The organism is Serratia sp. CY82433 (assembly GCF_052166535.1).
GTDB classification, from domain to species: Bacteria; Pseudomonadota; Gammaproteobacteria; order Enterobacterales; family Enterobacteriaceae; genus Serratia; species Serratia sarumanii.
This window is the reverse complement of record NZ_JBJNOR010000001.1, coordinates 2,260,171-2,277,156: the sequence shown is the minus strand read 5'-3', so window position 1 is coordinate 2,277,156 and position 16,986 is coordinate 2,260,171. Positions and strand designations below refer to the sequence as shown.

At 60.1% G+C, this 16,986-nt stretch carries 14 protein-coding genes; 7 read left to right on the top strand and 7 right to left on the bottom strand.

Annotation, left to right across the window (positions count from 1 at the left end; genetic code table 11):
• The first annotated feature begins 56 nt into the window (after positions 1 to 56).
• The gene (locus tag ACJ8PI_RS11070; RefSeq protein ID WP_049197249.1) at positions 57 to 1,109 is read left to right on the top strand and encodes an SDR family oxidoreductase; all 1,053 of its coding nucleotides are present in this window, start codon (positions 57 to 59) and stop codon (positions 1,107 to 1,109) included.
• Between the two features lie 44 nt (positions 1,110 to 1,153).
• On the opposite strand, the gene ACJ8PI_RS11065 is transcribed toward ACJ8PI_RS11070, so the two are convergent.
• The 3 genes from ACJ8PI_RS11065 to ACJ8PI_RS11055 form a co-directional block, all read right to left on the bottom strand.
• Positions 1,154 to 2,161 (bottom strand): NAD(P)H-quinone oxidoreductase, encoded by a 1,008-nt coding sequence (locus tag ACJ8PI_RS11065; RefSeq protein WP_033647848.1) that lies wholly within the window; start codon positions 2,159 to 2,161, stop codon positions 1,154 to 1,156.
• A 153-nt stretch (positions 2,162 to 2,314) separates the two neighbouring features.
• Positions 2,315 to 2,524, bottom strand: a complete 210-nt coding sequence (locus tag ACJ8PI_RS11060) for a hypothetical protein (RefSeq protein WP_033647847.1) — start codon at positions 2,522 to 2,524, stop codon at positions 2,315 to 2,317.
• Between the two features lie 511 nt (positions 2,525 to 3,035).
• On the bottom strand, positions 3,036 to 3,410 hold the full coding sequence (locus ACJ8PI_RS11055) for a hypothetical protein (RefSeq protein WP_039565400.1): 375 nt from the start codon (positions 3,408 to 3,410) through the stop codon (positions 3,036 to 3,038).
• A gap of 376 nt (positions 3,411 to 3,786) precedes the next feature.
• Between ACJ8PI_RS11055 and cspE the strand changes: the two genes are divergently transcribed.
• Positions 3,787 to 3,999, top strand: a complete 213-nt coding sequence (gene cspE / locus ACJ8PI_RS11050) for a transcription antiterminator/RNA stability regulator CspE (RefSeq protein WP_004935122.1) — start codon at positions 3,787 to 3,789, stop codon at positions 3,997 to 3,999.
• Between the two features lie 318 nt (positions 4,000 to 4,317).
• The gene (gene dsrB / locus ACJ8PI_RS11045; protein WP_033635079.1) at positions 4,318 to 4,518 is read left to right on the top strand and encodes a protein DsrB; all 201 of its coding nucleotides are present in this window, start codon (positions 4,318 to 4,320) and stop codon (positions 4,516 to 4,518) included.
• A 218-nt stretch (positions 4,519 to 4,736) separates the two neighbouring features.
• Here dsrB and rcsA read toward each other — a convergent pair whose 3' ends face one another.
• Positions 4,737 to 5,366, bottom strand: coding sequence for a transcriptional regulator RcsA (gene rcsA, locus ACJ8PI_RS11040; RefSeq protein ID WP_033635078.1), 630 nt, complete (start codon positions 5,364 to 5,366; stop codon positions 4,737 to 4,739).
• 796 nt (positions 5,367 to 6,162) lie between these two features.
• Here rcsA and ACJ8PI_RS11035 point away from each other — a divergent pair.
• Positions 6,163 to 6,804, top strand: a complete 642-nt coding sequence (locus ACJ8PI_RS11035; protein WP_080335432.1) for a GNAT family N-acetyltransferase — start codon at positions 6,163 to 6,165, stop codon at positions 6,802 to 6,804.
• A 13-nt stretch (positions 6,805 to 6,817) separates the two neighbouring features.
• On the opposite strand, the gene ACJ8PI_RS11030 is transcribed toward ACJ8PI_RS11035, so the two are convergent.
• Entirely contained in the window at positions 6,818 to 8,233 is a 1,416-nt protein-coding gene (locus ACJ8PI_RS11030) for a pyridoxal phosphate-dependent decarboxylase family protein (protein ID WP_041035708.1), read from the bottom strand.
• A gap of 101 nt (positions 8,234 to 8,334) precedes the next feature.
• Here ACJ8PI_RS11030 and ACJ8PI_RS11025 point away from each other — a divergent pair, with 101 nt between their 5' ends.
• Positions 8,335 to 9,210 carry a LysR substrate-binding domain-containing protein gene (locus ACJ8PI_RS11025; RefSeq protein WP_033653588.1) on the top strand — a complete coding sequence of 292 codons (876 nt, stop codon included), beginning with the start codon at positions 8,335 to 8,337 and terminating at the stop codon, positions 9,208 to 9,210.
• On the opposite strand, the gene ACJ8PI_RS11020 is transcribed toward ACJ8PI_RS11025, so the two are convergent.
• Together ACJ8PI_RS11020 and ACJ8PI_RS11015 are read right to left on the bottom strand one after the other, a co-directional pair.
• Complete coding sequence (locus ACJ8PI_RS11020; RefSeq protein WP_049211427.1) at positions 9,207 to 10,592, bottom strand: CoA transferase; 1,386 nt, start codon at positions 10,590 to 10,592, stop codon at positions 9,207 to 9,209. The two genes, ACJ8PI_RS11025 and ACJ8PI_RS11020, sit on opposite strands and share 4 nt — an antisense overlap.
• A gap of 61 nt (positions 10,593 to 10,653) precedes the next feature.
• Positions 10,654 to 12,837, bottom strand: a complete 2,184-nt coding sequence (locus ACJ8PI_RS11015; protein WP_049211429.1) for a glycoside hydrolase — start codon at positions 12,835 to 12,837, stop codon at positions 10,654 to 10,656.
• A 501-nt stretch (positions 12,838 to 13,338) separates the two neighbouring features.
• Between ACJ8PI_RS11015 and ACJ8PI_RS11010 the strand changes: the two genes are divergently transcribed.
• Both ACJ8PI_RS11010 and mgtA read left to right on the top strand, forming a co-directional pair.
• Positions 13,339 to 14,037 carry an MgtC family protein gene (locus ACJ8PI_RS11010; protein ID WP_025303346.1) on the top strand — a complete coding sequence of 233 codons (699 nt, stop codon included), beginning with the start codon at positions 13,339 to 13,341 and terminating at the stop codon, positions 14,035 to 14,037.
• Positions 14,038 to 14,278: 241 nt separating this feature from the next.
• On the top strand, positions 14,279 to 16,978 hold the full coding sequence (gene mgtA / locus ACJ8PI_RS11005; protein WP_033653591.1) for a magnesium-translocating P-type ATPase: 2,700 nt from the start codon (positions 14,279 to 14,281) through the stop codon (positions 16,976 to 16,978).
• Positions 16,979 to 16,986 lie beyond the last annotated feature (8 nt).

Below are 16,986 nucleotides of genomic sequence, written 5' to 3'. Positions count from 1 at the left end.
CGCAAGCATCGCTAATCAATAACACTCAGGGCATCGACAACCTGAGGAGTGGCAAGATGAATGCAAAGCGACAGGCATTGGTGATCGGCGCCAATGGCGTGATTGGGCGCCGATTGATTGAGGAGCTGACCGGCCAGGGCTGGCAAGTGGTGGGCGTCTCGCGCAGGGGGGGGCAACCGGCGCCGGGGGTGCGCCACCTGCAGGTTGATCTGCTGGATGCGGCGGCGACGCGCGACGCGCTGCGGCCGCTGAGCGCGATTAGCCACGTTTTCTATGCCGCCTATCAGGATGCGCCGGACTGGGCGGGGTTGGTGGCGCCGAACCTGCAGATGTTGCAACACGTTGTCGAGGGGCTGGAGCCGGCCGCACCGGCGTTGGAGCACATCAGTCTGATGCAGGGCTATAAGGTGTATGGCGCGCATTTGGGGCCGTTTAAAACGCCGGCGCGCGAAAGCGACGCCGGGCATATGCCGCCGGAGTTTAACGTGGCGCAGCAACAGTATCTGGCGCAGCGGCAGGTCGGCAAGCGCTGGCGCTGGAGCGCCATTCGCCCGAGCGTGGTGGGGGGCTTCTCCCTCGGCAATCCGATGAATCTGGCGTTAAGCATCGCGGTTTACGCGTCGATCAGCAAAGCGCTCGGGTTGCCGCTGCGCTTCCCCGGTAAACCGGGCGCTTACCACAGCCTGCTGGAAATGACCGATGCCGGGCTGTTGGCGCGCGCCACGCTGTGGGCGGCGACCGAGCCGGCGGCGGCCAATCAGGCGTTTAATATCAACAACGGCGATCTGTTTCGCTGGAGCGAGATGTGGCCGAAAATCGCCGCTTACTTTGGGCTGGAATGTGCGCCGCCGCTGCCGATGCCGCTGGAGAGCATGATGGCGGACAAAGCGCCGCTGTGGCGCGAGCTGGTGCAGCGGCACCAATTGGCCGAACCGGACTATCGCGCGGTGGCCGGCTGGCGCTTCGCCGATTTCGTCTTTTCCTGGGACTATGACATGTTCGCGGACGGCAGCAAGGCGCGGCGCTTCGGTTTCCATCAGTTCGTCGAAACCGAAGCCATGTTTTTCTCGCTGTTCGATGAGTTCCGCCGTCGCGGCATCATCCCCTGAGCGTGGCATCGGTTTCCCCGCAGCACCGGCCGCGGGGAATGAGGTCAGAACGTCAACATGATCTTGCCGATGTGCTCGCTGGACTCCATCAGCGCATGCGCGGCGGCGGCCTGCTCAAGCGGGAAGGTTTTAAAAATTTGCGGCTTCAGCACGCCGCGCTCCAGCAGCGGCCAAACCTTCTCGCGCAGCTCGGCGGCGATCTGCGCTTTGTCCGCCACGCTGCGCGAACGCAGCGTCGAACCGGTATGGGTCAGGCGTTTCAACAGCAGCGGCATCAGATTGAGCTCTTTCACCACGCCGTTTTGCGTGCCGATTTGCACGATGCGGCCTTCCATCGCCGCGGCCTGATAGTTTTTGGCTACATAATCGCCGGCGATCAGGTCGACGATCACGTCGGCGCCTTTACCGTTGGTGGCGTCTTTGGTGCGTGCGACAAAGTCTTCGCTGCGGTAATTAATCGCCACGTCGGCGCCCAGCGCCAGGCTGGCCTGTCGTTTCTCTTCGGAGCCGACGGTGGTGATCACCTGAGCGCAGAAGGCCTTCGCCAGCATGGTGGCGACCGTGCCGATGCCGGAGGTGCCGCCATGGATCAACACGGTCTCGCCGGCCTTGAGGTGGCCGCGCTGGAACACGTTGACCCAGACGGTAAAGAAGGTTTCCGGCAGCGCGGCGGCCTCGGTCAGGCTCAGGCCCGCCGGAACGGGCAGCGCATTGCTTTCATGCACGGTGCAGTATTCGGCATAGCCGCCGCCGGCGATGAGGGCGCAAACCCGATCGCCGGGCGCGAAGCGGGTCACGCCTTCCCCGGTGGCCACCACTTCGCCAGCAATTTCCAGGCCGGGGATATCCGAGGCGCCGGGCGGCGGCGCATAGTTCCCCTGGCGCTGCAGCACGTCGGGGCGGTTAACGCCGGCGGCGGCGATTTTCACCAGAAGTTGGCCCGCTTGCGGAACCGGCACCGGGCGTTCAGCGACGACCAGAACCTCGGGGGCGCCCGGCTGGCTGATTTCAATCGCTTTCATCGTGCCGGGCAGCGCTGCATTTGTTGACATGGTCACTCTCCTCATCGTGGCGGACGTGGCTATCGGGCGAAACGTCCGCAATAAAGTCTGCTGTTAGCTTAGCGAAATCGAATGAGGCGCGCGTGGTCGAATAGAGCGGTTTTGCGAGGAAGGGGCGAAGCCGCCGCGATGGGCGGCAGGGCATCAATCGTTAGGGGGGATGCGGAACCCTTTCAAAGAGACGATGAAGTGGTCTTTTCCTTTGGAGATCTTGGCGCCTTTATCGCACCACAGGCTGGCAAGCTGGAAGAAGTCGTCGCTGCCGATATCGTAGGCCAGTTCGATTTTCTTGGCGGTGCCGGCGCGGATGAGTTTTTCTGCTTCCTGATGGTTTGCAGCTTTAATTATGGTCATGGGCGAAATCCTTGGTGTTAAGCCAGAGCGGATAAACGCGAATAATCATATGGCCATAGTGTGACAATTTTGTGATGAAAGCATGACAGCCCGCGAAGGCGCGGCGTGCGTTGTGCCGGGCCTTCGCGGTGAAAGCGCGTTGTCGGTTACCGATCGTACGGGCGGATGAGTGTGCTTTTTTTCTGAGATTTTAAATGTTTATAGAGGGCGAAGCCCGCAATGCCGGCCAAGACGGCCAGGAGGGCAAGGGATCCTGTGGCCATGAACGTTACCTCCGAATAAGAATGGCAAGGAGGCGTATTTGTGACATTGATCACTCTGCGGGGCAATGAGAGCAATCTGTAATCGGGAAGACGCTGTGAGGGCGAGGCAAAAAAAAAAGCGCCTATAGGGAGGCGCATAAAGATTTGCAACACAGCTTGTTGTGTTCAACACCAGGAGGAGTGGTGAACTGACGCTATTCTATGCAGCGGCAAAGGCGGCTGATATAGGTATTACTCCGAAAGCGCCGCTACCACTCATAGCCCAACTGAATGTTGTAATCGGGATCCTGATTGGTGGAATAAGGATCGGACTGGCGGCGGCGATCGGTTTTCTTCACCGGGCCTTCATACGCGGGATAAGGTTTGGCGCGTGGTTTGCTGCAGCCTGGATGATCGCACTCGATATCGACGCGAAAACCGCTTTTATCTCTCGCCTCTGCCCAGGCAATCGGCGGTTTTTCCGCTTTGGGGGCCGGCCCCGGCTCCGGCGCAGTTTTGGGGGCGGGGGTGATGCTGGGTTCAGGCGGATGATAATTCAGCTCCAGCGCGCCCAACGGGGCGCTGCAAGCGGCAAAGGCCAGCAGAATGGCACTGGCGGCCGGCAATGTAAGCCATCTCGGCATGGTGACTCTCCCTGAATGATTTCGTCAGGCAACTATAAAACAGCAGAACGAGAATTACTATCATTTGCCTTGGGCGTTACGGGCGAGCCAGGCGGCGATTCCATCGGCAGACGGGGTCAAATCCTGTGCGTTTAGCCGAGATTAGCGCCCCATCGCGGCGAAAAAGGTTGCTATTGCCGCTCGCTCATGAGTTAATGATGTCGGCCTGTGGTACAGACCTATTTATGCACGACATTTTGAGTAAAGTAGTTCAAATTTAAAGCGTTATCCCGGATAGCCCTTCTCTGACGAATTTCCTTTCCAGTGCCTCCATAAGTAACTGATGACCGGCTACCTCGCCCATGGCGGCTTACATTTATTATTGAAGGAATTAGACATGTCTAACATGATCAAAGGTCAAGTGAAGTGGTTCAACGAAGCTAAAGGTTTTGGTTTCATCACCCCAGCAGACGGCAGCAAAGACGTATTCGTACACTTCTCTGCTATCCAGGATCAAGGCTTCAAGACCCTGGCTGAAGGCCAGAACGTACAGTTCTCTATCGAGAACGGTGCGAAAGGTCCATCTGCGGCTAACGTTACCGCTATCTAATTGGCGCCTGGCGCTGATTGAAAAAAACCCGCTGCGGCGGGTTTTTTTGTGTCTGAAATTCGGCGGTGCGAAAAAAAGCCCGCAAGTCTGCGGGCAAAAGTTCCTTGTTACTTCTTCATTTGCGAGCGCTTCTCTGGGGGGGAAACGCCTGAAGACAGGCTACGCGAGACCGGCTTAAGATTCTGCGGCCAAACCGTTAAGAAAGTGAAAATCCAGGCGGCTGCTACGCTGATAGCAGAGGCCGGCAGGGTTAGGGCGGTGTCCATCGCCCTCGGTTTTGTAATACACTGACGGCAATCGCAAATAATGGGGAATGGTATGCAGGTTAACGATCGAGTGACGGTAAAAACAGACGGCGGCCCGCGGCGTGAAGGCATCATTTTGGCCGTAGAGGTGTTCAACGAAGGCACCATGTATCTGGTTTCTCTTGACGACTACCCGGCGGGCGTATGGTTTTTTAATGAAATCGACAGCCGTGACGGCACGTTTGTGGAGCCCTGTCGCGAGCATGGGCAGTAACTTCGGCTAATCTCATTAATTTGCTAATGAGATTGTCCGTTTTGAGATTATTTCATAGCGGTAAGATTCTTTTTATCGATGACAAAAAAATACCCGTTGCGCTAGCGGGGGATAACGCAGCAGGTATTCTTTTAAGGGCGCCAGCATCTGATATCCAGATGACATTATCACCGGGTATTTAACGGCTGGCAAAACAGAGTGGGGGCCTTCTCTGTGGTTTAACGGCTATTGACAAATATTCCACTGGTCAAGGTATCGGTCAGACGAACAACGTGGTAAATGATCTGCTTGTTGTGCGTCTTTATTTTCCGCTTGATGTTTCCTTTGTGGGAAGAGACCGTTTTGGCCTTTATTTGCATCTGGTCTGATATCTGGATGGTGCCTTGACCGGACATCCACATGCGTAACATGTTCGATTCGGTCTGGCTCAGCGTTACCGGCGTTTGATCCAGAGAGGATTTCTCCGCCCGTAGGGACGTTCTCTCGAGATAGTGACTAAGTAGCTGATTCATAGTCTCTGGTTTGATGGATTTTGACGATATGATGACGTTCTTGCGAACATATAAATAATCGTCGAAATGTACGTTGGTAATGGCCATGAAGATGAAGAATAACGTATCCGGGTGCAGTGAAATCACCCGTTTTATTCGCTCGGTGGCGTTCGCTTCGTGGATGAAGCAGTCCTCGTTAATAAACACCAGGCTGGGATTCAACTTGCTGCATTTTTCGTGCAAGCTGTCAATGTCCTCGATGGCATTAATATGGCGTTTCTTCACGCCATGCGAAGTCAGATAGTCGGTTAATCCCAATCTGGTATAGCTACATGAATCCATGATGATCGTTGGCATATCGCACCCCCACTTAAATCCGTTTTACTGCGGTAATATGAGAAAAAGCCTAAAAAGCCGAAAGGCAAAATGGAGCAATAATTCAGTGTAGCGAGTGTTCTATCAATAAACACGACGTCACTCAATGATATTTTCATACTAAACTTATTAATTGCATGAATCTATAAGTTTGGCTTAAGTCAGGGCGATCTGCTGTTCGTCCAGCTTCGGCATGTTGAGCCTGATTTGCGCTTGGCGCCCGAGCCTGTCTGCATTGCTTGCCGTGAATCTGTTCATCATGTCACGAAACAAAATTTTAGTTTGCTAGGAAAAGTCTTAAAAAAAATTCATGTGTCGTTTTTTTGAGGTCTTTTAGCGTGTTTCTTGAGCGGTGAAAAAACACTCGCACTGAGTGATTTGGCTTTTTACATATAAAAATCATTACATTGCGGTGTTTTTTGCTTTTCGCGCAAATGATAAGCACGCCTTTTTTTATCATAACAACAAACAGAAGTTAACATTCTGGCTGGAATGTGTAGCTTAATTGTTGCTATAAATCACCGTTTTACAATGAGTTATCTGGATATTTATTTCACATGAAATAGTTTTCGTGAATGTTTAACGGTGATTGAGTGATTTTTCTAAACTATCATCCTGCTGCCCGATCCCCGGGGAGGAATGGCAGGTCGGAGTTGTCTCTGGCCCGCGTTGGTTTTAACTTGCCTCTCCACCTTTCAAAAAACAGGATGCCGCGGTGAGACGGAATCAGTATGGGCAGCCGATAGGTGAAGCCCTCCCTCATTGGCAGCCGGCAGGCATGCCCGGCCACACGCCACTGCAAGGGCGGTTTTGCCGCCTGGAACCGCTTAACCTCGAGCGCTGGGGGGATGCGCTTTATCAGGCTTATCAAACCGCCGAGGACGATCGCGACTGGACCTATCTGTTTTGGGAACGCCCGCAGTCGCGCGCAGATTTCCAACGTTATCTCCAGGCGCAGGCGTCCAGCGCAGACAGAAACACGATGGTGGTGATCGATCGGGCGAACGGGCGCGCGGTAGGAACCTGCGCTTTTTTGCGCATCGATCCCGCCAACGGCGTGGCCGAACTGGGCACCATCAACTGGTCGCCGCTGATGAAGCGCAGTGTGCTGGGCAGCGAGGCGATCTTCCTGATGCTGCGGCACCTGTTCGACGATCTTGGTTACCGGCGTTGCGAATGGAAATGCGATAGCCTCAATCTGCCTTCACGTCAGGCCGCCGAGCGCCTGGGGTTCCGCTATGAAGGCACGTTCCGCCAGGCCGTCGTCGTCAAAGGACGCACACGCGACACCGACTGGCTGTCGATCGTCGACGGAGAATGGCCGGCGCGGCGCGCGGCGTTTGCCGCCTGGCTATCGCCGGATAACATCGGCGATGACGGGCGGCAAGCACGGCAATTGCAGGCCTTCCGACGCGAGTAATGCGCCGCGTGCATTAGGCCGCTTCCGCCAGGCAATGGCGCAGCGAGTCCAGCGCCAGCCTGATGTCCTGTTCCTCCGTCATCCAGTTGACCAGCGCGGCGCGGATCCCCGGCTGATGGTGATAGCTCGTCGGGGTGCAACGCACCACGCCGTGCCGGTTAAGGCGATCGAGAAAGCGATCGCGCGCCGCTTCGCTGTCGCCCTGCGGGTGACTGAGCGCGAAGCACACCACGTTCAAATTCACCGGCGCCAGCAGATGGAAGCCGTCGTCGGCCGCTAACGCCGCGCCCAGCGCCTGCGCCAATCGGACGTTGCGCTCGACGATATCCCGTATGCCGCTGCGGCCATAGGCTTTCAGCGTCAGCCAAAGCGGCAGGGCGCGAAAGCGGCGCGAATTTTCCGGCGTCAGGTGCAGATAGTTGTCCGGCCGCGGCGTCGGCGCTTCCAGGTAAGCCGAATGGTTCTGAAATACCTGCATCTGCAGATCCAGGTGGCGGGTAAATTGGATCGCGCTGTCATAAGGCACGTTCAGCCATTTGTGCGCATCGACGGTGATAGAATCGGCATGCTGCCAGCCCTCGAGCCTTGGGGCGTATAGCGGCGAGCAGGCCGCCACGCCGCCGAATGCCGCATCGACATGCAGCCAGAACGGGTAGCGCTCCCGCAGCGCCAGCAGACGCGGCAGATCGTCGAAAGCGACGGTGTTGACCGTGCCGGCGCTGGCCAGCACCAGCGTGGGACGGCCTGCGCCGGCGGCGAGCTGTCGCTCCAGCGCCGCCATATCCATGGCTTCTGAGTCCGGCAGGCTGGCGACGGTCGTCAGCGCGTCGCGGCCGATGCCGAGCATGCTGAGCGCCTTCACGCTGCTGGAATGCGGGTTGGCCGCCAGCACCCGGATGGGGCCGAGCGCCGCCAGGCCCTGTTGGGCGATATCCACGCCGTGCTGTTGCCCCAGCCACTGCCGGCCAATGGCCAGCCCGGCGAAATTGGCCATGGTGGCGCCGCTGACCAGGCTGCCGCTGAACGCTTCCGGCAGGCCCAGCAGGGATTTCAACTGCGTCACCGCGGCCAGCTCGATCGCCGCAGCGATCGTATCATGGCTGAGCTGGCTATTTTGGTCTGTCACGCTAACCAGCCAGTCTGCCGCGACCGCCGCCGGCGTGCCCCCGCCGGTGACGAAGCCAAAATAACGCGGGCCGGCGCTGGCGGAAATGCCCGCCTGATAACGTTGCCAAAAGTCATCCAGCGCCGCCAGGGCGCCTTCGCCGTTTTCCGCCAGCCGATCGTCACCGGGTTGCAGTTGCTGTTGCGCGAGCGGTGGGCAGACCGGGCGTTGCTGCAGCCCGGCCAGAAAATCTTCCGCCAACTGGCGGGTGTGATCGAGGATCTGCGGAAACTGTGCAAGATCCTGTTGTAAACGTGGGTGCATGGCGGCTCCGAAAGCGTCAGGGATGATGGGGTAAACATAGAACATTTGCCTGCGGGCCAAAATCGATGAAAAATAGCCTTTTTGGCTAGCCTGGTTAACCAATGATGAATGAACGTCTCCCGCTGCATGTCTTGCCGACCTTTGCTATCGCCGCCAGGTTGGAGAATTTGCGCGCCACGGCGCAGCAGGTGCATTTGACGCATGGCGCGGTCAGTCAGCAAATTCAGCTGCTGGAGCAGGCGGTGGGCTACCCGCTGTTTGAACGGCGCGGGCGCGGTGTGCGCCTGAATGCCGCCGGGAAAGAGTTGCTGGCGGCGGTAGAGCCGGCGCTGCAGGCGCTGCAGCAGGGCGTCGCCCGCGCCCGGCGCTTGGCGGCGAGCCAGACGCTGCGCATCAGCGTGCTGCCGTCTTTTGCCCATTACTGGCTGTTGCCGCGGTTGCCGGCATTTCATGCAGCCTGCGCCGATATTGCGCTGGATATCGATGCCTCGCTGGCGTTGCAGGATCTGTCGCAGCGCGGGTTCGATGCGGCGATCCGCATCGGCAGCGGCCAGTGGGCGGGGCTGCAGGCGCAGCGCATCGCGTCGGGCGACGTGCTGCCGGTCGCCTCGCCGGATATGGCGCGTCAGTGGGGAACGGCATTCGAGAACGGCGGCGACGTTCCCTTGCTGGAGCACGACGTCAGCCCGTGGCGCGACTGGTTCAATGCGCAAGGGCGCTCGCTGTGCGGGCGGCAACAGGCGGTGTTCAACGATGCCGGGTTGTTGATTCGCGCCGCGGAGCAGGGGTTCGGCATCGCGCTGGCGAAAAAGCTGCTGGTGCAGGATGCGATCGACGCGGGGCGACTGGTGGCGCTGGCTGCGCCCTGTCGCCTGAGCGAGGACGACGTTTATCTGGTGTGGCCGCAGACCGCCGGGCTGACGCCGGCGGTCACACGCTTGCTGCAATGGCTGCAGCAACAGTTGGCGGCGGTTTAACGGCGCAGCCACTCCGGCTGTGAGGTGCCGAGCGTGGTCGCCGGCAACGCCCATTGCAGCGCCGTACCCTGCAGGCTTAACGGGGCGCGCAGGCGTTGCGCGGCGCCCCAGTAAGTCAGTTCCGTTTCCGGGTTCTCGTCGGCGGTTCCGGCCGGCGCCAGCGGCTCCGGCCGATAATCTGCCGAACAGGGATGCGCCAGCAGCAGTTGCGCCGTGCGCGCCAGCGACAGCCGCGCGTGGTAGCCGGTGCCGCGGCTTAGGCGCTGCGCCATTCCGGTCAGCACCGCCGCCGCCATCAAATAGCCGGTGGCGTGATCCAGCGCCTGTACCGGCAGCGGTACCGGCAAACTGGCGCTGCGCCAAACCATGCCCGCCTCCGCCAGCCCGCAGCTCATCTGCACCAGGCTGTCGAAACCGCGCCGGGTGCGCCACGGCCCGCTCCAGCCGTAGGCATTCAGGCAGACGTCTATCAGGCCCGGCGCCAGCGCGCGCCTTTCCTCCGCGCCATAGCCCAACTTCTCCAGCGCACCGGCACGGTAGCCGTGCACGATCACGTCGGCGTTCCTCAGCAGATGTTCAAACGTGTGGCGATCGTGCGCATTGGTCAGGTTGAGGCGCGCGCTGCGTTTGCCCAGCATTACCTCGTGCTCGACGCCGGGCTCATCCCAACCGTAGGGATCGATGCGCAGCACGTCGGCGCCCAAACCGGCGAGAAAACGGGTGGCGATCGGCCCGGCGAGAATGCGCGTCAGATCTAGCACCCGCACGCCGTGCAGCGGCCGGGCGACGGGCAACGTCCAGCCCGGCGGCGATGCTTCCGGCTGCAGCGAGGCGTGGATCAGCGGTTCGAGCGCCACGCTCTTGCCCTGAATATGTTGTCGCCACGCGGCCGCCGAGCGCATTTGGGCCGCGCAGCCGCCGGCCTCGAGCACCGCTTCCTCCAGCTCGTTTTTTTTCCAGCCCAGCACGCGTTCCGCCAGCGCGCCTTTGTCCGATGCCGGGCCCAGCACCTGTTCCACCGCCCGCCGATGGTGCGGTGCATTGGTGTGCAGGCGTATCCAGCCGTCCGCCGTCGCGTAGTCGCCGGCCAGGGCGTCCCAGGCCGCAGGCAGCGTCCAACCCAGCGGGCGCAGCGTCCAGCCGAACCAGAGCGAGGCCAGGCGTTGATCGATCCAGACCTGCGGCGCATCGGCAGCCTCGCGGCGAAGCAACTCGGCGCAGGCCAAACCGGCGGCGCTCCAGGCGGCGGTAGCCAATTCGGTCACGGGAAAAGCCGAAGGCAATGCGCCGGTACCGCTTATGGTTAAACGGTCGCAGGGCGCGGGGCGTTGCCCCAGGCTTTGCCAAATCTCGTCGAGCAGAGTGTGGATCAGAGGCGTCATCAGCCACTCCTTGCGGGTCGTCGGAAATATAGCCTAGCGTAGCCCATCGCCGGCGACCTTGCTAAGGCGCAACGTCGAACGTGCGGCCGTCGGCCAGTTTGGCGCGCAGGCTGTGGGCCGCTACGCCGGCGAACGGCTGCGCGCTGAAGTTGGCGGTCAGCGTCGAACCGTCGCTGAAGGTCGTCTGCTGCACCCAGCCGTCCCGATCGAGCCAGCGGAAGTCGGTCAGCGCTTTGTCCCAGAGGGCCTGATGCAACGGCCGGAAGGCGGCGTCGGCGCGTTTGATCGCCGGCAGGCGGGCCGCCAGGGTGACGCGGCTCAGATGGAACATCGGCGCGGTGTTGTACAGCTGGCTGAGCAGACTGCGGGTGGTCTGAACGTCGCTGAACTTCAGATTGTCGTAATTCCAGTGGTGGCTGCTGACGATCGCATCGTGGAAAACGGCCTGGTACAGCGGCAGGCGATAACGCGGATCGAATTCGACGGTGCGGTAGGGCTGCTTCACCTTGGCGGGGCGGAAGAAAAACGCCGGTTGGGCGTTGGGCCACCAGGCGCCGAGATAATAGGGCGAGGATTTATCCTGATTCATCTGCTTGTCGCCCCAGCCGAATCCCCAGGTTTCCATGCCGTGGGCGAACATCAGGCTGCGGGCGGTCACCGCATTGCCGTCCTCCGAGCCGAGCGGCAGCTTAAGGGTGGCGCTGAACCAGGCCAGCCGAGCGTTGCGCGCCTCGGCCATCTGCGCCGCGCCGGTCGGGTGGCCGGGCTGATAGTCGTCGGAGACCATGCCGGTGCCGTCCACGTCGAGGAACAGGCTGTTCAACCCGGCCAGTTGCACCAGCTCGCGCATGCGCCGTTGAGAATAGGGCAGGACGCAGCCCGGGTTGAGGTAGTAACCCTGTTTGCCGAAGCCGGGTTTCTTGCTGCCGTCGGCGCGCACGATGGCGCAACTTTCCCGCAGCGCCGTCGGCAGTTGCGCGGTGAGCCAGCTGTCGTTCACGCCGCGCGCAATGGCGGTATCGTAGGAGTCGTAGCTGGCGATCAGATAGCCGGCCGCTTTGGCTGCGCCCACCGCCTGCGGGTGCAGGAAGGCGGCGGTCCAGTTATCGGTGCCTAACCACAGGCGCGGCAAGCCGGCCTGGCGCAGCGCGTCGATCACCGGTTCGGCCAGCCCTTGCCCCCAACGGTCCGCCGGGGTTAGCCAGCGCCCCAGCTCTCGCTGCGCCCGCTCTCGCACCGCAGCGGCCTGGCGCTGCTGCGCCTGCAGAAAGTCGGCGTCATCCGGCGTGGCGCCCAGCGGAATTTGCGCCGTCAACGCCTGGTTGATGCCGTCGATCAGGGGCTGTTGCTGCCAGCCCTCCGGCGTTTTGCCCGCCAGCTGCAGCAGGAGCCTTCTGCTCTCGGCATCCATCCGCTGCCGCAGCGCTTCGGCGGCGGGAGAGGCGAGGTAGTGCAGCAACCCCGGCCAATCTTTGACATCTTCCGCCGCCAGCAGTTTGTCCCCCCACAGGTAGACATGGGTGGCGCCGATCAGCTTTTCGCCTTCGGGCGCCTGCTTTATCTTCTCGTGCAGGCTGCTGAACTGGCCGTTCTGTTGCAAATAGTCGCGATAGCGGCGGGCGCCGGACAGCGGCGTGTCACCGACGTGCAGCAGCACCTCGAATGCCTGCTGTTGATTGAAGCGGTTGAACTGATGCCCGGCGCGCATCTCCAGCTTTTCCTGCGCCGAGGCGAAGGTGACCCGGTTGCTGAACGGCGTCAACATCAGCCAGCTGTAGACCTTGCCCTGGTATTGCTGGCTCCACAGCGGCAGCTTCAGATCCCAGTTGGTATCCAGCGGCGTCATTTCCGCCGTCAGGTAATGGCGCCAGACGGCGTTGTCGAGCGGAATGCGGCTGCCTTCGCCGATCGGCAACAGCAGCGTTTCTGTTTGTGGCGGCAGGCGATACCAGTTCAGAAGCTGTGGCCGGTCGCTGCTGAAGCTCAGGCGCAGATCGCCGCCTTCCAGACGGGCGCTAACCTTGACCGCGCTCTGCGGCCAGCGCCAGCTGGCGCGTTGTGGCGACGCGGTGAGATCTTCCACCTGTTGCGCGGGCTGCGCCAGATTGACCGGCACAGCGCCGGCGGCAATGCGCAGCGTGGCGGGATCGAGTTCAAACTGCGCGTCGCCTTGCAGCAGCAGCAGGGCATCGGCGGGAAAGCTGACGAGCAGCGCGAGCGCGAGCGGGGAAAGCCGGTGTTTCATCGGGAGCGTCCTTGAAAGATGAAGGGGAGCAGTTTACCGATAAGCGCACTGGCGCCCAACGCTGTCGCTGCCGATTTGTGACATCGAAATATCATCGCGGTATTTCAGTTTATTTTTCGTTTAATAAATTAGCCTTTACTTCATTACCCGACGTCACTATACTCAGCCAAAATTTCAGTGGAGAAACCCAATTGGACAGTTGTAGTTGTAATAAAACAAATAAGGCAAGCTGACCAATTCTCTTCTGATTTGTTGCTTGCCGTTATCGGCGGGCAGCACCCCTCTCCAGTTATTCCTGAGCTGTGCATACCCGAATAAAAAACGTTTCCTGAGGCCTGATGGTTTCAGGTGAATTGAGTTGGACGTTATTATGGTATTCTGCAGCCACAGCCTTTTCCCTCCAGGCACAGTACGCTGATTCGCTGATTTATTTTCGGCGCGATTTTGCGTGTGCTAAACAGCACATGATTTTATCTCCTGAGGTTAATTAAGGGGACAGTCATGGCTATGACTCCTTTCGTTTTAAATTTATTGCTGGCGATGTGCCTGGGCGCGGTAATTGGCGCCGAGCGCCAGTGGCGCCAACGCATGGCCGGCCTGCGCACCAATGCGCTGGTGGCGACCGGCGCGGCGGTCTTTATTCTCAGCTCCATGTCCACCGATCCGGCCAGCGCCGGCCGCGTGGCTGCGCAGATCGTATCCGGTATCGGCTTCCTCGGCGCCGGCGTTATCATGCGTGAAGGGCTGAACATTCGCGGCCTCAACACCGCCGCCACGCTGTGGTGTTCGGCGGGGATCGGCGTACTGTGCGGCCTGGGCCAGCATTGGGATGCGGTGGTCGCCACGTTGGTGATCCTGTGCGCCAATATCCTGCTGCGCGAGGCCGCCCAGCGCATCAATCTGCAGCCGCACCAGCAGGCGACCGATCTGGAACTGTGCTATCGCATTCAGGTGACCTGTGGCGAGCAGGATGAAATTCTGGTGCGCACCCTGATTCTGCAGGCGCTGAACGGCGTCGCCTTGCGGCTGCAATCTTTGCGCAGCGCCGATATTTCCAGCCCGGGGCAATTGGAAGTGTGCGCGGAAATTACCGCCACGCCGGCCGCACAAAAAGAAATTGAGGGTATTGTCTGCCGCGTCAGCCTGGAAAAAAGCGTGAGCGCCGTTCGCTGGCGCGTTGCGTCCGAATTACCGGTCTGAGTAATGATATAAATATTTATTAACTTGATTATATGTTCGTGTTTATTCAGGTAGGCCTGAATAACGCGGGCATTAAGGAGGCGTTATGGACGATGACCCCGGAAGGGAAATGATTCTTGCGTGGCTGACAGGGTAATCACGCTATTCAGTCACGCTAATTAAAAATTCCACTCTGCGCAGAGTCACCTGTTTATCGGGCGGGATATCCCTGTGCGCAGAACGAAAATAAGAGAATAGCGTTATGACTCAGATTAATGAAAGAACGCGTCGCCGTGATAAAGACGCGGTGACCTACGCCATTGCGGAAGAAGCGACCAACAGCATCGCCCAAACGCTGGCGAACCTGAAGTGCAACCGCAACGGTTTGACTCAGGACGACGCCGATGAGCGGCTGGAGCAGTTCGGCGCCAATCAGGTCGCCCACGACAAGGCGCCGCATGCCTTGATCCAGCTGATCAAGGCTTTCAACAACCCGTTTATCTTCGTGCTGATGGTGCTGGCTGCGATCAGTTTCTTTACCGATTATTGGCTGCCGCGCCAGAGCGGTGAAGAAACTGAACTCACCGGCGTCATTATCATTCTCATCATGGTCACGCTGAGCGGGCTGCTGCGTTTCTGGCAGGAATACCGCACCAACAAAGCGGCGGAAGCGCTGAAGTCGATGGTGCGCACCACCGCCACGGTGCTGCGCCGCAGCAGCTACAGCGCGCATCCGCTGACGCTGGAAGTGCCGATCCGCGAACTGGTGCCGGGGGATATCATTCAGCTCTCCGCCGGCGACATGGTGCCGGCCGACGTGCGCCTTATCGCCTCGCGCGATCTGTTCATCAGCCAGGCGATTTTGACCGGCGAAGCGATCCCTATCGAAAAATACGATGCCATGGGCAGCGTGGCGCAGAAGTCGAGCGAAGGGGAAGTGTCCAGCGAGAACGCGCTGCTTGAGCTCTCCAACGTCTGCCTGATGGGCACCAACGTCGCCAGCGGCACCGCCACGGCGGTGGTGGTGGCGACCGGCGGGCGCACCTACTTCGGCTCGTTGGCCAAGTCGATCGTCGGTTCGCGGGCGCAAACCGCGTTCGATCGCGGGGTGAACAGCGTCAGCTGGCTGCTGATTCGCTTCATGCTGGTGATGGTGCCGGTGGTGTTGCTGATCAACGGTTTCACCAAAGGCGACTGGAGCGAGGCGGCGCTGTTCGCACTGGCGGTGGCGGTCGGCCTGACGCCGGAAATGCTGCCGATGATCGTCAGCTCCAACCTGGCGAAAGGGGCGATCGCCATGTCGCGCCGCAAGGTGGTGGTGAAGCGCCTGAACGCCATTCAGAACTTCGGCGCCATGGACGTGCTCTGCACCGACAAGACCGGCACGCTGACCCAGGACCGCATCATTCTCGAGCACCATATCGACGTCAACGGCGCCAGGGATAACGAGGTGCTGCACCTGGCCTGGCTGAACAGCTTCCATCAGAGCGGCATGAAGAACCTGATGGATCAGGCGGTGATCCGCTTTGGCCGCGGCAAACCGGGGATCGAAGCCCTGGGGCGTTTCAGCAAGGTGGATGAGCTGCCGTTCGATTTCGTGCGCCGCCGCTTGTCGATCGTGGTGGCGGACGAAAATGGCAAGCAGCAGCTGATCTGTAAGGGCGCGGTAGAGGAGATGCTGGAGATCGCCACTCACGTGCGTGAAGGCGACAAGACGCTGGAACTGGATGACGCGCGCCGTGCGGCGCTGCAGGCGCTGGCCCGCGAGTATAACGAAGACGGTTTCCGCGTGCTGGTGCTGGCGACGCGCGAGCTGGATGCGCAACGCCCGGCCGACCCGCTGAGCGTGGCCGACGAGCGCGACATGGTGGTGCAAGGGTTGCTGACCTTCCTCGATCCGCCGAAGGAGAGCGCGCAGCAGGCGATCGCCGCACTGCAGGAAAACGGCGTGACGGTGAAGGTGCTGACCGGCGACAACCCGGTGATCACCTGCAAGATTTGCCGCGACGTCGGGCTGGAGCCGGGTGAACCGCTCTCCGGGCTGCAGATTGAACAGATGGATGACGAAACGCTGGCGCGCGAAGTGGAGCAGCGCACGGTCTTCACCAAACTGACGCCGCTGCAAAAATCGCGGGTGCTGAAAATGCTGCAGGCCAACGGCCATACCGTCGGCTTCCTCGGCGACGGCATCAACGATGCGCCGGCGCTGCGCGATGCCGACGTCGGCATTTCGGTCGACACCGGCACCGACATCGCCAAGGAGTCGGCGGACATCATCCTGTTGGAAAAGAACCTGATGGTGCTGGAAGAGGGGGTGATCAAAGGGCGCGAGACCTTCGGCAATATCATCAAGTACCTGAACATGACCGCCAGCTCCAACTTCGGCAACGTGTTCTCGGTACTGGTGGCCAGCGCCTTCATTCCGTTCCTGCCGATGCTGGCGATCCACCTGTTGATTCAAAACCTGATGTACGATATTTCCCAGCTGTCGCTGCCGTGGGACAAGATGGACAAAGAGTTCCTGCGCAAGCCGCGCAAGTGGGACTCCAAAAACATCGGGCGCTTTATGCTGTGGATTGGGCCGACCTCGTCAATCTTCGATATCACGACGTATGCGCTGATGTGGTACGTGTTCGCCGCCAACAGCGTGGAACACCAGGCGCTGTTCCAGTCCGGCTGGTTCATTGAGGGGCTGCTGTCGCAAACGCTGGTGGTGCATATGCTGCGCACCCAGAAGATCCCGTTCATTCAGAGCACCGCGGCGCTGCCGGTGTTGCTGACCACCGGGTTGGTGATGGCGCTCGGCATCTACATTCCGTTCTCGCCGCTCGGCGCCCTGGTTGGCCTGCAGCCGCTGCCGTGGGAATACTTCCCGTGGTTGGCCGCTACGTTGGTCAGCTACTGCGTGGTCGCGCAGTTGATGAAGCGTTTCTACATCCGCCGCTTCGGCGAGTGGCTGTAAGCCGCTTC

Bases quoted from the DNA above. Each gene is read 5' to 3' on its own strand.
- ACJ8PI_RS11070 (WP_049197249.1), top strand. From the start codon at position 57: ATGAATGCAAAGCGACAGGCATTGGTGATCGGCGCCAATGGCGTGATT.
- ACJ8PI_RS11065 (WP_033647848.1), bottom strand. From the start codon at position 2,161: ATGTCAACAAATGCAGCGCTGCCCGGCACGATGAAAGCGATTGAAATC.
- ACJ8PI_RS11060 (WP_033647847.1), bottom strand. From the start codon at position 2,524: ATGACCATAATTAAAGCTGCAAACCATCAGGAAGCAGAAAAACTCATC.
- ACJ8PI_RS11055 (WP_039565400.1), bottom strand. From the start codon at position 3,410: ATGCCGAGATGGCTTACATTGCCGGCCGCCAGTGCCATTCTGCTGGCC.
- cspE (WP_004935122.1), top strand. From the start codon at position 3,787: ATGTCTAACATGATCAAAGGTCAAGTGAAGTGGTTCAACGAAGCTAAA.
- dsrB (WP_033635079.1), top strand. From the start codon at position 4,318: ATGCAGGTTAACGATCGAGTGACGGTAAAAACAGACGGCGGCCCGCGG.
- rcsA (WP_033635078.1), bottom strand. From the start codon at position 5,366: ATGCCAACGATCATCATGGATTCATGTAGCTATACCAGATTGGGATTA.
- ACJ8PI_RS11035 (WP_080335432.1), top strand. From the start codon at position 6,163: ATGCCCGGCCACACGCCACTGCAAGGGCGGTTTTGCCGCCTGGAACCG.
- ACJ8PI_RS11030 (WP_041035708.1), bottom strand. From the start codon at position 8,233: ATGCACCCACGTTTACAACAGGATCTTGCACAGTTTCCGCAGATCCTC.
- ACJ8PI_RS11025 (WP_033653588.1), top strand. From the start codon at position 8,335: ATGATGAATGAACGTCTCCCGCTGCATGTCTTGCCGACCTTTGCTATC.
- ACJ8PI_RS11020 (WP_049211427.1), bottom strand. From the start codon at position 10,592: ATGACGCCTCTGATCCACACTCTGCTCGACGAGATTTGGCAAAGCCTG.
- ACJ8PI_RS11015 (WP_049211429.1), bottom strand. From the start codon at position 12,837: ATGAAACACCGGCTTTCCCCGCTCGCGCTCGCGCTGCTCGTCAGCTTT.
- ACJ8PI_RS11010 (WP_025303346.1), top strand. From the start codon at position 13,339: ATGGCTATGACTCCTTTCGTTTTAAATTTATTGCTGGCGATGTGCCTG.
- mgtA (WP_033653591.1), top strand. From the start codon at position 14,279: ATGACTCAGATTAATGAAAGAACGCGTCGCCGTGATAAAGACGCGGTG.